Consider the following 12,161-nt stretch of genomic DNA (forward strand, 5'->3'; position numbering starts at 1 on the left):
GGTAGTTCCGTGGCAGACGGAGTGTGACACGGCGGGGGGAGCCCTCCGAGGCCGCCTTGTCACCCGGTCCCAGATCACTAATCTTGTTGTCGGCGGGTCATTCGGCCCGCTGAAGTGTTATTCAGAGCCGTGTTTTTTCGAGAATTCGTAGCCGGACCACCCGGCGAGTACGAGGACGAGGACAGACGTGCCTACCGGCAAGGTCAAGTGGTTCAACAGTGAGAAGGGTTTCGGCTTCCTCTCCCGCGACGACGGCGGTGACGTCTTCGTGCATTCGTCGGTGCTCCCGGACGGGGTCGCCACCCTCCGGCCCGGGCAGCGCGTCGAGTTCGGCGTCGTCGCGGGTCAGCGCGGTGACCAGGCGCTCTCCCTGACGCTGCTGGATCCGGCCCCCTCGGTGGCGGCGGCCCAGCGGCGCAAGCCGGACGAGCTGGCGTCGATCGTGCAGGACCTCACCACGCTGCTCGACGGCGTCGCCCAGCAACTGGAGCGGGGCCGCTACCCCGACCGTCAGCACGGTCACAAGATCGCCGGAATGCTCCGCGTCGTGGCCGACCAGCTCGACGTCTGACGGCGGGCGGGTACGGCTCGCCGTGCCCGCCCGCCGCACCCGCCGCGGCGGTCAGGCGGGATCCAGCGCTTCGCGGCCGAGGGGCGGTACGAGCCCCTCGGCCGCGGCGCGCCCCAGCAGCCCGCGCACCGCGGCGTAGCCGTCCGCGCCGAGGTCGGCGGTGAACTCGTTCACGTACAGCCCGATGTGCCGCTCGGCGACCGCCGGGTCCATCTCCTGGGCGTGCGCCATGACGTACTCCCGGGAGGCGGCCGGGTCGGCCCAGGCCGCCCGCACCGAGGCGCGCGCCGCCGCGGCGAGCGAGCGCAGCACCGGCGCGCCCAGCGAGCGCCGGGCGACGACCGCGCCCAGCGGGATCGGCAGCCCGGTGGCGGCCTCCCAGTGCTCGCCCAGGTCGGCCAGGCGGTGCAGCCCGTAGTCCGGGTAGGTGAAACGCGCCTCGTGGATGACCAGCCCGGCGTCCACCTTCCCGTCGCGCACCGCGGGCATGATCTCGTGGAACGGCAGCACGGTGATCCGCCCGACCCCGCCGGGCACCCTCTCGGCCGCCCAGAGCCGGAACAGCAGATACGCCGTCGAACGCTCACCCGGCACCGCGACCGTCGCCCCGCGCAGGGCGGCACCGTCCGTCCCCGGCTCCCGGGTGAGCACCAGCGGCCCGCAGCCGCGCCCGAGCGCGCCCCCGCAGGGCAGCAGCGCGTACTCGTCCAGCACCCAGGGCAGGACGGCGTAGGAGACCTTCAGCAGATCCAGCTCGCCGCGCTCGGCCAGACCGTTGGTGATGTCGATGTCCGCGAACCTCACGTCCAGCGGCGGCGCGTCCGGCACCAGACCGTGCGCCCAGGCGTGGAAGACGAAGGTGTCGTTGGGACAGGGGGAGTACGCGGCGCGCAGCGGCCGGTCCGCGCCCGCCGCCGTCCGGCGGGACTCCTGCTCGGCGGGCTTCTCACTGGGCCTCTCACTGGGCCGCTCAGCGGGCTTCCGGGACACGCTCACTCCAGCCGTCGAGTACGGGAACGATTCTGCCGAACGCCTCCGCCAGCGCCTCCAGCGCCGCCGGGATCCGCCACGCGGCGCGGTCGCGCGGCCCCACCGGATTGGAGACCGTCCGGACCTCCAGCACGGCCGCCCCGCACAGCGCCGCCGCCTGGGCCACCCCGAAGCCCTCCATCGCCTCGGCCACCGCACCCGGATGGCGCCGCGCCAGCAGCGCGGCACGCCCGGCGGTGCCGGTGGCCGTGGAGACGGTCAGCACCGGGCCGTACGCCGCGCCGGCCGCCTCCGCCACGGCCCGCGCCAGCTCCGGCGGCGGCCGGTGCACGGCGGTGCCGAAGCCCAGCTCGGCCACCGAGGTGAAGGGCTCGGACCCGTCGGGCGTCTCGGCGCCCAGATCCGCGGCGACGATCTCGGAGGCGACGACCGGGGTGCCGACCGGGGCCAGCGGGACGAAGCCGCCGCCGATCCCCGCCGAGACCACCAGCCCGTACGGCGCCTTCCGTGCTCCCCGCGACCCCCGCGCCTCCCGCGTCCCGCGTTCCGCCCGGGCCAGCGCCAGCGCCGTACCGGCCGCCGCGGCGGCGGGGCCGACGCCCGCGGCGAGCACGTCGATGCCGGCCGCCGCGCACACGGCGGCCACCGCGTCGCGCTCGGCGGGGACGGCGGTGACGACCAGGGTGCGCACGGGCACGGGGTCCGGACGGGGGATCAGGGGATCAGTCGGTCTCGCGCTCGAGTTTGAAGTTCCACGTGCCGTAGAACTTCTCGCCGTTGGTCTCGGCGATGGTCAGCCGTACCGACTTCGCCTCCTCGGCGCTGCCGCCGCCCTGGGCGAACAGGCCGTCGCTGGAGAAGCTGCGGTAGGTCTTGCTGATCGGGTTCTGCACGACGGGCTGCTCGTCGAGGAACACCACCCAGCCGGTCTCGGCGATCTCGGGGTCCACTCCGATGCGCAGCATGTCGCCCTGGCCGACCGTGATGGACGTGTCCGTCTCGTCCCCGACGCAGCTCTCCAGCCGGTCCTGGCCGATCGGCTCGCCGTCCTCGTAGCAGGCCGCTTCCGTGGACACGCTGTCGGAACCGACGGTCACGGTCGCCCGCGGGGTCGGCTTCTCGCCGCAGGCGGAGAGGGCGACGAGCCCGAAGGTGGCCGCACCGACGGCGACGGCAGTGCGGAGGGTCCGGCCGCCCCGGCCCCGGAAGATCGTGTGGGTCATAGCAGGCAGGCTACCCGGCGGCCGGGTTCAGGCGGTGCGCGGGTGGGGCGTGCCGTGCCGGGCGGCGGACAGCAGCGGCCGAACGGTCGCCAGGGCGCCCGTGGCGACGATCACCCCGGCCACCCCCATGCCGACCGAGCCGATCAGCGGCAGCACGATCCCGACGGCGCCGCCGACCACCCACGACATCTGCATCAGCGTCTCGGAGCGGGCGAAGGCCGAGGTCCGCACCACCTCCGGCACGTCCCGCTGGATCAGTGCGTCCAGGGAGAGCTTGCCCAGCGCCTGCGCCAGCCCGGCGGTGGCCGCCACCACCGGCACGGTGACCGTGCCGTACAGCACCGCCGCCACGACCGTCGCGGTCAGCGCCAGCGCCAGCACCCCGGCGATGATCGCCTCCGGCCCGCGGTCCCGCAGCCAGGCGCCCAGCGCCGTGCCCAGCGCGTTGCCGCCGCCCGCGGCGACGGCGACGACGCCGAGCGAGACCATGGGGTCCAGCCCGCTCAGCGGGTGCTCGCGCAGCATGAAGGCGAGGAAGAAGGTGAGGAAGCCGGACAGGGCGCGCAGCGTGGAGTTGGCGACCAGCGCGTTGAGGACGGGGGTGCCGACCGTCCGCAGCCCCGGCCGCCGGGCCTTCCCGTTCCCGTTCCCGGTGCCGGCACCGTTGCCCTTGCCGCCCGTGCCGCCGGCGCCCTTTCCGGGGGCGTCCCCGGCACCGGTGTCCGTACCGCTGCCCGGACCGTCGGGCACACCCGCTTCCCCGCCGCTGTGCGCCGCCTCGTAGGCGGTCAGCAGCGCCTTCCGCTCGCCCTTGGCGGAGTCCACCCGGTGCGGGAGGGAGAAGGCCAGGAACGTCCCGATGACGAAGACGGTGAACGCCCCGTACAGCGGCCAGGACGGCCCGAGCTGGTGCAGCCCGGCCCCGATCGGCGCCGCCGCGCCGGTGGCCAGCAGCCCGGCGAGCGTCACCCGCGAGTTCGCCTTGACCAGCGAGATCCGCTGCGGCAGCAGCCTGGGCACCACCGCCGATCTGACCACCCCGTACGCCTTGGAGGCGACCAGCACCCCCAGCGCCGCCGGATACAGCTCCAGGGAACCGGTGGCCACCGCCCCCGCCATGCTCAGCGCCAGCAGCGCGCGCCCCAGCATCGCCCCGGCCATCGCGGCGCGCCGGCCGTGCGGGATGCGGTCCAGCAGCGGACCGATGATCGGCGCCAGCAGCGCGAAGGGGGCCAGGGTGACGACGAGGTAGAGGGCGACACGCCCGCGCGCCTCACCCGTGGGGACGGAGAAGAAGATCGTGGAGGCCAGGGCGACGGTGATCATCATGTCGCCCGCGGAGTTCACCGCGTGCAGCTCGATGAGCTTGCCCAGCCCGGACTCCCCCGCGCCCTGCGCGTGGGTCGCCCGGCGGACCCGCCGGGCGAGCGCCAGGGGAGGCGTGCGTACGGCGCGGGCGATCGCCCGCGCCGTCCGACGAAACCGTCCCTCGCCGTGCCGGGACGTCCTGAACGCTGCCACACCGTCAGTGTGCCCCACCCGGAGCCCGGCGACCCGACGCCGACTGGTTGAAGGTGCGACGGTTGGGGCCGGACCCGGGTGGGGTAGCGTGGAGGGACAGTGCGCTGTGCCCGGCGGAACCGCATCGGTCCGGACGTCGCAGCGGCCCTCCGGTCCGCTCCGTCCGCACCCGCTCGACCTGGGCATACCGAGGAGGCGCGCGCGCGAGACGGCGTAGGAGAGAATCGATTTCCGTGAGTGCTGCGATGCGAGGCCGTACCCCTGACCGTCTGTGCGCCGAGGCGCTCGACCTGGCTCGGGAGGCGGCCGAGGACGCCGCCTTCCCCGGCAAGATCGGCGACCATCTGGGTGTCGTCGCCGAGGGGGATCGTGTTGTCACGCACTTCTTCGAGTGCCAGGAGATCGGCTACCGGGGCTGGCGCTGGGCCGTCACGGTCGCCCGGGCCTCGCGGGCGAAGTCGGTGACGCTGGACGAGACCGTCCTGCTGCCCGGCCCCGACGCGCTGCTCGCACCCGAATGGGTGCCCTGGAGCGAACGGCTGCGCCCCGGCGACCTCGGCCCCGGCGACCTGCTGCCCACCGAGTCGGACGACCCGCGGCTGGAGCCCGGGTACTCCGGCGAGGACATCCCGCCGCCGAACTCCGTCCTCTCCGAGGAGGCGTGGGACGGCAGCGCGGGTCTGGCGGCGGCCGAGGACGCCGACCTCTCCACCAACGAGCCCGGGGAGTTCCCCGGCGTCCCGGCGCGCGGCAGCGTCGCCGCGGTCGCCGAGGAGATCGGCATGGGCCGCCCCCGGGTCCTGTCGCGCGACGGCCTGCGCACCGCCGCCGACCGCTGGGAGGAGGCGCACGGCCCCGGGACCCCGATGGCCCAGGCGGCCCCCGCCTCCTGCACGAGCTGCGGCTTCCTCGTGCCGCTGGCGGGCTCGCTGAAGCAGGCGTTCGGGGTGTGCGCCAACGAGTTCTCCCCGGCGGACGGCCGGGTGGTCTCCCTGGCCTACGGCTGCGGCGCCCACTCGGAGGCCGCCGTGATGCCCAAGCCGCCCCACCCGGTCCCGCCGGTGCTGGACGAGAACCGGGTGGACGAGCTGGACCTGGGCGGAGGCGGCGGCGCGGACAGCGCCGGAGACGCCTCCGGCGACGGCGCCTCCGGCGGTCCGGAGGCGTAGCGCCCGCCGCACCCGGCCGCCGCCGTCGGTGGCGGCCGGAGCGTACGGCCCGCGCCGTCCCCGTACCCGCCACGTCCGGCCTGCCCCATCACCGGGCCTCACGGTTCAGCGGAACTCGTGCACCACCCGGATCCTGCCGACGATGTGGGCGTTGAACTCGTCGAGCTCCTCGGCCGGCACCCACAGTTCGAGGATCGTGCGCCCGCCCGCCTGCCGGACCGGGTACCGGCGCAGGAAAGCGGACTCGACCTCGAACCGCGTGACGAAGCCGGCGCCGTCGTGCTTGACGTTCCAGTCCCGCGCGATCCTGACGGCGTAGTCCTCGTTGAGCACCGGATAGAAGATCGGCTGCTCGGGGAGCCGGGGCGGCCAGGCACGCCAGTCCAGCTCCCGCACCAGCTCCAGTTCCCCGGGACCGGTGGGGCGCCACAGGGTCGTCGTCGCCTGTCTGCTGGTCACGGGTATCGCTCCCCGGACGGGGCGGGCCGCCGGTACGGCCGCCGGGGGCCCGACGGTACCGGCGGCCCCGGCACTGCGGCCACCGGGTTTCGGACCCCGGCCACGGAATTCCTCCGGTGTCCCCGTCCGGTTACGCCTGGTGCCTCTGCTGGTCCGAGACTGGCTCTCGCGCCGCTCACGGCAGGCGTTCGAACCTCCCGCCGTGGAGGCCGTCCAGGAACGCCGCCCACTGGGCGGAGGGGAACAGGAGCGGTGTGCGTTCGGGGTGCTTGCTGTCCCGTACGGCCGTCCGGCCCGGCGGGGCCGCCGTGACCTCCACGCACGCGCCTTCGGCACTGCTGGCGCTGGACTTGACCCACGTCAGGGACGTGCGGCCGGCTATGGGCGGGTTCGACTCCATCGGTTCGTTACTCCTTCGAGGCGAGTGCGTTGAGCAGTGCCGCCGATTCGGCGGGGTCCAGAGCGCCGGCCGTCAGGTGCCCGAACCTCTTCGCGAGGCTCCGTACCTGCCGGTCCCGCTCCAGGAAGTTGTTCCCGGCCGGGCTGTCCACGTAGCTGACGCGTGGGTCGGAAGGGCCGAATTCCAGCAGGGAGAACGAGCCGCGCATCCCGGGATGGGCACCCTTGGCCAAGGGGTAGACCTGGAGCGTGATGTTGGGGCGCCGCGCCGCGTTGGCCAGCGCTTCGAGCTGCTCGCGCATGACGTCGGCGCCGCCGACCGGCCGCAGCAGGGCGGTCTCGTCGATGATCTCCCACAGCTCCAGCGGATCGTTCCCGGCGGCAAGCCTGCGCTGGCTGCACGGCCGGGTGGACCGGCCCGGGATGCGGGCCGGAGGTGCGGGCGCCCTCACGCCCGGGAGAGCTCGGCCGTCCGGTGACCGTCACCGGTCCCCGGCCCGGCCGGTCCGGGGACCGCGGCGTCGGCGGCGGTCTCGGCGGCCGGAGCGCCCTCGGCGGACTCGGCGGAGCGGGCCGAGGTGGGCGGGAGCGCCGTGTTGCGCACTCCGCTCAGGGTCTCGTGCGGCGCCGACTGGCGGGGGTGCAGCAGGGTCCTCGTCCCGTACCAGAACCAGAAGGGGAGGGCGAACCCCGCCATCAGGAGCAGCGTGCCGTAGGGGAGGGAGTACGCGAGGCGCAGGAGCCCGGACGGGTCCGCGTCCGGCACGGTCGAGACCCCTTGCGGGAACAGCAGGACGACCGTCGCCAGCACGCCCGTCAGCACGATTACCAGGGGAGAGACGACCACCCCGAGGAGCAGCGCCCGCAGGAGGAGCCGCCAGGGCGCCGGCCGCCCGGTGCCGTCCGGGCCCGTCAGCCTCAGCCGCAGCAGCCGCTTCCCCGGCGTCGCCGAGGTCGCGGCCGGCAGCACCACGAACCAGAGGACGAACAGCGCCGGCGGGCTGAGCAGCGCCGCCGTCGCCTCTCCCCGCAGCAGGAGGACCGCGCCCGTGACGGCGGAGGCGGCCGCGAGACCGGCGAGGTCCACCGTCAGGGCGGTGAGCCGGCGCCCGAACGGGACCGCCCGCCGCAGGCGCACCCGCTCGTCGAGCCGTTCCAGCGGCGGCAGCACCCGCGCCACCGGACCGGCCACGAGCCAGCCCAGGGCGGCTCCCGCCGTGTTGAACAGCAGGTCGTCGATGTCGAGGAGCCGGTAGGGGCACGGGTAGAGGCCCCAGATGCCGGTTCCCTGCGTCAGCTCGAAGAACAGCGACGTGCCCAGCCCCGCCGCGGTGGCCGCCACCAGTCCGCGGCGGACGTGGCAGCGGACGAAGACGCCGAGCGGCAGCAGCAGGAGCACGTTGAACACCGCGCCCGCGACGGCCGGATTGTGCAGCACGAGCGCGCCCAGCGACACCTTCTGGTCGGCCTCCTTCCACACGTCCCCCAGGGTGTGGCCCGGCCGCCACTCCGGGCGGGCGATCTCGGCGAACCTCGTGCACATGTCGGGGGTGCGCACGGGCAGCGGCACGAGCGTCATGCACAGGGCGGTGAAGCCGTAGTACAGGAAGCCGAAGAGGGACAGCGCCCGGCCGGAGGACAGCACCCCGTGCCGGCGGTAGACGGTGACGGCCATCGGCAGCAGCGTCAGCAGGGCCAGCAGCGGGAAGAGGGCGGCTGCCGTCTTGATGGGCAGGAGGTAGGTCTGGGCCACACGACGACTATACACAGCATGTATACACGTGGTGTATAGCTGGTCGGCGCGGTGCGGCGGAAGCCCTGCGGGCGGCCGGGCGCTCCCCGGGGTGCTGGGCGGCGGTGGCGCCCGGGATGCCCTCGCAGGTGACGTGGGTGAGCCGGGGACGGCGCGGTCACCGCTCCCGGGCGGGACCGGACCGGCGGCGCTGTTCCGGTTCGGTGCCGGAGTCGGTGCCGGAGTCGGTGCCGGTGCCGGTGCCGGAGTCGGTGAGGATCCAGCTCGCGAGGAGGTCCAGGGCCCGCTTCGAGGGTGATCCCGCCTCCGCGGTGTAGACGAACACGGTGGTGTCGGGGTCCCCGGGCGGGACGAGGGTCTCGTACTCGACGGTGAGGTCGCCGACGAGGGGGTGGCGGAGGCGCTTGGAGCCGTGGGTGCGCTGGTGGACGCGGTGCTGCTCCCACCACCGGTCGAACTCGCGGCTGTGCTCCCGCAGTTCCTCGACGAGGGCGAGCGTGGCCCGGTCGCCGGGGTCGCGGCCGGACTCGAACCGCAGACTCTCCACCGCGGCCCGCGCCTGGTCCTCCCAGTCGGCGAACAGGGAGCGGGCGTCCTCGTCGAGGAACATCCAGCGCGCGTAGTTGCGGTGCCGCGGGGGCAGCCGTTCGAAGTCGGTGAACAGCGCCCGGGCCATCCGGTTGGCGGCGAGGACGTCGGTGCGGCGCCCCAGGACGAGGACGGGCTCGCCGTCGAGGGCGTCCAGGAGCTGGTACAGGCCGGGGCGGACGCGCTGGACGCCGCGGGGGCGCCGGGCCGGCGCGCCCGGGGCCACGCCGAAGAGGTCCCGCAGGTGTGCGCGGCCCGCGTCGTCCAGGCCCAGGGCGCGGCCGAGGGATTCGACGACGGCGGGGGAGGGCGTGATGCGCCTGCCCTGTTCGAGGCGGGTGTAGTAGTCGGCCGACACCCCGGCCAGGAAGGCGACCTCCTCACGGCGCAGGCCCGGGACGCGGCGTACCCGGCCGTCCGGGGGGAGCCCGGCGCGCGAGGGGTCCACCTGGGCGCGGGCCCGTCTCAGGAAGTCGGCCAGTTCGCGGTTGGTCTCGGCCACACACACCAGTGTCGCCGACGCCGGGCGTTCCCGACTGGCCCTGCGCGTCCCAGGTTGCCCCGTCCCCGGTCGCGCAGGGCGCGATATGCGCGTCCACGGCGGGGTGCGGCGGCCCACGCTGGATGCATGCCGGCCCCGGGGACCGCCCGGGGCCGCCCCGTACCGGCAAAGGACGATCATGACTTTTCCGACCGACCGACCCGCGATCTGGTTCGTGACCGGCACCTCCCGCGGTCTGGGACTGCACCTGGTGAGGCAGTTGCTGGAGCGCGGTGACAAGGTCGCGGCGACGACGCGGTCCTCCGAGCGGCTGCTCGCGGCGCTCGGTGACGGCACCGACACCTCCGGCCTCCTCCCGCTCACCGTCGACCTGCGCGACGAGGCACAGGTGAGCGCCGCCGTGCGGGAGACCACCGGGCGCTTCGGCTGCCTGGACGTGGTGGTGAACAACGCGGGCTACGGGTTCCTGGCCGCGGTGGAGGAGACCGGCGACCGCGAGGTCCGCGACATGCTCGACGTCCAGGTCGTCGGCGTGTGGAACGTGCTGCGGGCCGCGCTGCCCGTCCTGCGCGAGCAGCGCGGCGGCCACATCGTGAACGTGTCCTCGGTCCTGGGCCTGACCGCTGTTCCGGGCTGGGCGCTGTACTGCGCGGGCAAGTTCGCGCTGGAAGGGCTCAGCGAGGCGCTGGCGGCCGAGGTGGCCGACTTCGGGATCGGTGTGACCCTCGTCGAACCCGGCTACTTCCGCACCGACTTCCTCACCCGGGACTCGCTCGCCCTGCCCGCCGGCACCACCGAGCACTACCCGGCCATCCGCGAGATGGTGGACAGCCACCTCAAGCTCCAGGGCAGCCAGCCCGGCGACCCGGCCAGGGGCGCCGCGGCCGTCATCGACCGGGTCGTGGCCGGTGCGGGACCGCTGCGCCAGCTGCTCGGCTCCGACTCCCACGCCTACGCGACCGCCAAGGTCGAGGCCCTCCGGGCGAACCTCGACGCCACCGCGGACACCGCGCCCGCCACGGACTTCCCCACCGTCGCCTGAGCGGCTCGCTCACGGGCGCGGGAGGATGGGCCGGCCGGGTTCGCGGCACGGCACCCCGGCCGTCCCCGGCCACCCCGGGACGGCCGGGGACGAGGAAGCGCGGCGGCGGGAGGCTGCGCACATGTGCGCACTTCCGTAAGCTGGTGTGCATGACGGAGATCGCTTACTCGATCGTGGAAGCCCGTGCCCGGCTCGGCGCCATCGCGCGCAACGTCAGCGCCACCCGGGAGCCGGTCGCCATCACCGACCACGGGCAGACCGTCGCGATACTGGTCAGCCCCGCCGACGCCCTGGAACTCCAGGAGCTGCGTGCCCTGGCCGCCTACCGCGCGCGCCAGGCCCGGGGGGAGGACGCCGGTGTCCCGCACGACGAGGCGTACCGCCGTGTCTTCGGCGGGGACGAGGCGTGAGGTACGAGGTCGTCTGGGAACCGGAGGCACTCGCGCAGGCGGAGCGGTTCGCCAAGGACGACCCGCAGGGAGTGCGGCAGGTGTTCACCGCGATCGATCTTCTCGCCGACGATCCCAGGCCCCGGGGTGCTTTCGGCAGCACGGACATGCTGCGGATCCATGTCGGCGCCTACCGGGTGCTGTACGGAATCAGCGATCAGCAGGTCCGTGTCGGCGTGATCCACCTCGGGCGCCTGCGCTGAGTGCCACCGTGGCGTTCCCCTCGGGACGCGGCCTCAGCGGAAGGCGGGCAGGCCCGTCATCGCCTGGCCGATGACCAGGGTGTGCATCTCCGGGGTGCCCTCGTAGGTCAGCACCGACTCCAGGTTCGTCATGTGCCGGATCACCGGGTACTCCAGGGAGATCCCGTTGGCGCCCAGGATCGTGCGGGCGGTGCGGCAGATCTCCAGGGCCTTGTTCACGTTGTTGAGCTTGCCGACGCTGACCTGCTCCGGCCGCAGCGACCCCACCGCCTCTCTGCGGCGGCCCAGGTGCAGGGCCAGCAGGGTGCCGTTGGTCAGCTCCACCGCCATGTTCGCCAGCTTCTCCTGGGTGAGCTGGAAGCCCGCGATCGGTCGGCCGAACTGCTCGCGCCGCCCGGCGTACTCCAGGGCCACCGCCAGCGAGCTGCGCGCCGCGCCCAGGGCGCCCCAGACGATGCCGTAGCGGGCCTCGTTCAGACAGGACAGCGGGCCGCGCAGCCCGCGCGCCTCGGGCAGGACGGCGTCGGCGGGCAGCCGTACCCCGTCCAGGACGAGCTCGCTGGTGACCGAGGCCCGCAGCGACAGCTTGTGCCGGATCGGCGGGGCGGAGAAGCCGGGGGTGCCGGTGGGGACGACGAAGCCGCGCACGCCCTCGTCGGTCCGCGCCCAGACGACGGCGACCTCGGCCACCGAGCCGTTGGTGATCCACATCTTGCGGCCGTCGAGCACCCAGTCGTCCCCGTCGCGGCGGGCGCGGGTGCGCATGCCGGCCGGGTCGGAGCCGTGGTCGGGCTCGGTCAGGCCGAAGCAGCCGATGGCCTCCCCGGCGGCCATGCGCGGCAGCCACTGCTCCTTCTGCTCCTCGCTGCCGTACCGCCAGATGGCGTACATCGCCAGCGAGCCCTGCACGGAGACCAGGGAGCGGATGCCCGAGTCGGACGCCTCCAGCTCCAGGCAGGCCAGCCCGTACGCGACCGGGCCCAGCCCCGCGCAGCCGTAGCCGGTCAGGTGCATGCCCAGCAGGCCGAGGCGGCCGAACTCCCGGGTCAGTTCGCGGACGGCGGGCAGCTCGCCCTTCTCGAACCACTCGGCGACATACGGGTCGACGGACGCCTCGCACACCCGGCGGACACTCGCCCGGACGTCCTTCTCCTCCGGGGTGAGCAACTCGTCGACGCCCACCAGGTCCAGCGGATCGGTCTTGGGGCTGCTACTCATCTGGCGCACCTTCCGGACGGGACGTACGGGCCGGTCGTGCCGACCTTACCGGCGGGTACGGTACGCCCGCCGCC

General features: G+C 74.3%; 15 protein-coding genes. 5 read left to right on the forward strand and 10 right to left on the reverse strand.

Annotated features, from left to right (window positions below):
- The first annotated feature begins 187 nt into the window (after nucleotides 1-187).
- Nucleotides 188-571: a cold-shock protein gene (locus CUT44_RS34490; protein WP_100201685.1), complete on the forward strand. Its 384-nt coding sequence runs from the start codon at nucleotides 188-190 to the stop codon at nucleotides 569-571.
- A 51-nt stretch (nucleotides 572-622) separates the two neighbouring features.
- On the opposite strand, the gene CUT44_RS10620 is transcribed toward CUT44_RS34490, so the two are convergent.
- From CUT44_RS10620 to CUT44_RS10635, 4 genes are all read right to left on the reverse strand, one after another.
- Nucleotides 623-1,465 (reverse strand): 1,4-dihydroxy-6-naphthoate synthase, encoded by an 843-nt coding sequence (locus CUT44_RS10620; RefSeq protein WP_100201887.1) that lies wholly within the window; start codon nucleotides 1,463-1,465, stop codon nucleotides 623-625.
- A gap of 76 nt (nucleotides 1,466-1,541) precedes the next feature.
- A complete protein-coding gene (locus tag CUT44_RS10625) occupies nucleotides 1,542-2,252 on the reverse strand; it encodes a futalosine hydrolase (protein WP_100201686.1) in 711 nt (236 codons plus the stop codon).
- A gap of 31 nt (nucleotides 2,253-2,283) precedes the next feature.
- Nucleotides 2,284-2,784, reverse strand: a complete 501-nt coding sequence (locus CUT44_RS10630; protein WP_100201687.1) for a DUF2771 domain-containing protein — start codon at nucleotides 2,782-2,784, stop codon at nucleotides 2,284-2,286.
- 27 nt (nucleotides 2,785-2,811) lie between these two features.
- Nucleotides 2,812-4,305, reverse strand: coding sequence for an MFS transporter (locus CUT44_RS10635; RefSeq protein ID WP_408646730.1), 1,494 nt, complete (start codon nucleotides 4,303-4,305; stop codon nucleotides 2,812-2,814).
- Nucleotides 4,306-4,550: 245 nt separating this feature from the next.
- Here CUT44_RS10635 and CUT44_RS10640 point away from each other — a divergent pair, with 245 nt between their 5' ends.
- Nucleotides 4,551-5,474 carry a DUF3027 domain-containing protein gene (locus tag CUT44_RS10640; RefSeq protein ID WP_100201689.1) on the forward strand — a complete coding sequence of 308 codons (924 nt, stop codon included), beginning with the start codon at nucleotides 4,551-4,553 and terminating at the stop codon, nucleotides 5,472-5,474.
- A gap of 105 nt (nucleotides 5,475-5,579) precedes the next feature.
- Here CUT44_RS10640 and CUT44_RS10645 read toward each other — a convergent pair whose 3' ends face one another.
- The 5 genes from CUT44_RS10645 to CUT44_RS10665 form a co-directional block, all read right to left on the reverse strand.
- The gene (locus CUT44_RS10645; protein ID WP_100201690.1) at nucleotides 5,580-5,933 is read right to left on the reverse strand and encodes a hypothetical protein; all 354 of its coding nucleotides are present in this window, start codon (nucleotides 5,931-5,933) and stop codon (nucleotides 5,580-5,582) included.
- Between the two features lie 175 nt (nucleotides 5,934-6,108).
- The gene (locus CUT44_RS10650; protein WP_100201691.1) at nucleotides 6,109-6,333 is read right to left on the reverse strand and encodes a DUF397 domain-containing protein; all 225 of its coding nucleotides are present in this window, start codon (nucleotides 6,331-6,333) and stop codon (nucleotides 6,109-6,111) included.
- Between the two features lie 7 nt (nucleotides 6,334-6,340).
- The gene (locus tag CUT44_RS10655) at nucleotides 6,341-6,784 is read right to left on the reverse strand and encodes a DUF5753 domain-containing protein (RefSeq protein WP_100201692.1); all 444 of its coding nucleotides are present in this window, start codon (nucleotides 6,782-6,784) and stop codon (nucleotides 6,341-6,343) included.
- Nucleotides 6,781-8,085, reverse strand: a complete 1,305-nt coding sequence (locus CUT44_RS10660) for a VanZ family protein (RefSeq protein ID WP_100201693.1) — start codon at nucleotides 8,083-8,085, stop codon at nucleotides 6,781-6,783. The genes CUT44_RS10655 and CUT44_RS10660 overlap by 4 nt, the downstream gene beginning before the upstream one ends.
- A gap of 157 nt (nucleotides 8,086-8,242) precedes the next feature.
- The gene (locus tag CUT44_RS10665; RefSeq protein WP_100201694.1) at nucleotides 8,243-9,175 is read right to left on the reverse strand and encodes a helix-turn-helix transcriptional regulator; all 933 of its coding nucleotides are present in this window, start codon (nucleotides 9,173-9,175) and stop codon (nucleotides 8,243-8,245) included.
- A gap of 178 nt (nucleotides 9,176-9,353) precedes the next feature.
- Between CUT44_RS10665 and CUT44_RS10670 the strand changes: the two genes are divergently transcribed.
- The 3 genes from CUT44_RS10670 (at nucleotide 9,354) to CUT44_RS10680 (ending at nucleotide 10,869) form a co-directional block, all read left to right on the forward strand.
- Nucleotides 9,354-10,217 carry an SDR family oxidoreductase gene (locus CUT44_RS10670; protein WP_100201695.1) on the forward strand — a complete coding sequence of 288 codons (864 nt, stop codon included), beginning with the start codon at nucleotides 9,354-9,356 and terminating at the stop codon, nucleotides 10,215-10,217.
- Nucleotides 10,218-10,366: 149 nt separating this feature from the next.
- Nucleotides 10,367-10,627, forward strand: a complete 261-nt coding sequence (locus CUT44_RS10675) for a type II toxin-antitoxin system Phd/YefM family antitoxin (protein WP_100201888.1) — start codon at nucleotides 10,367-10,369, stop codon at nucleotides 10,625-10,627.
- A complete protein-coding gene (locus CUT44_RS10680; protein WP_100201696.1) occupies nucleotides 10,624-10,869 on the forward strand; it encodes a type II toxin-antitoxin system RelE family toxin in 246 nt (81 codons plus the stop codon). The genes CUT44_RS10675 and CUT44_RS10680 overlap by 4 nt, the downstream gene beginning before the upstream one ends.
- Nucleotides 10,870-10,902: 33 nt before the next feature.
- On the opposite strand, the gene CUT44_RS10685 is transcribed toward CUT44_RS10680, so the two are convergent.
- Nucleotides 10,903-12,087 (reverse strand): acyl-CoA dehydrogenase family protein, encoded by a 1,185-nt coding sequence (locus CUT44_RS10685; RefSeq protein WP_100201697.1) that lies wholly within the window; start codon nucleotides 12,085-12,087, stop codon nucleotides 10,903-10,905.
- Nucleotides 12,088-12,161: the final 74 nt, after the last annotated feature.

This window comes from Streptomyces carminius (assembly GCF_002794255.1).
Lineage (GTDB): Bacteria > Actinomycetota > Actinomycetes > Streptomycetales > Streptomycetaceae > Streptomyces > Streptomyces carminius.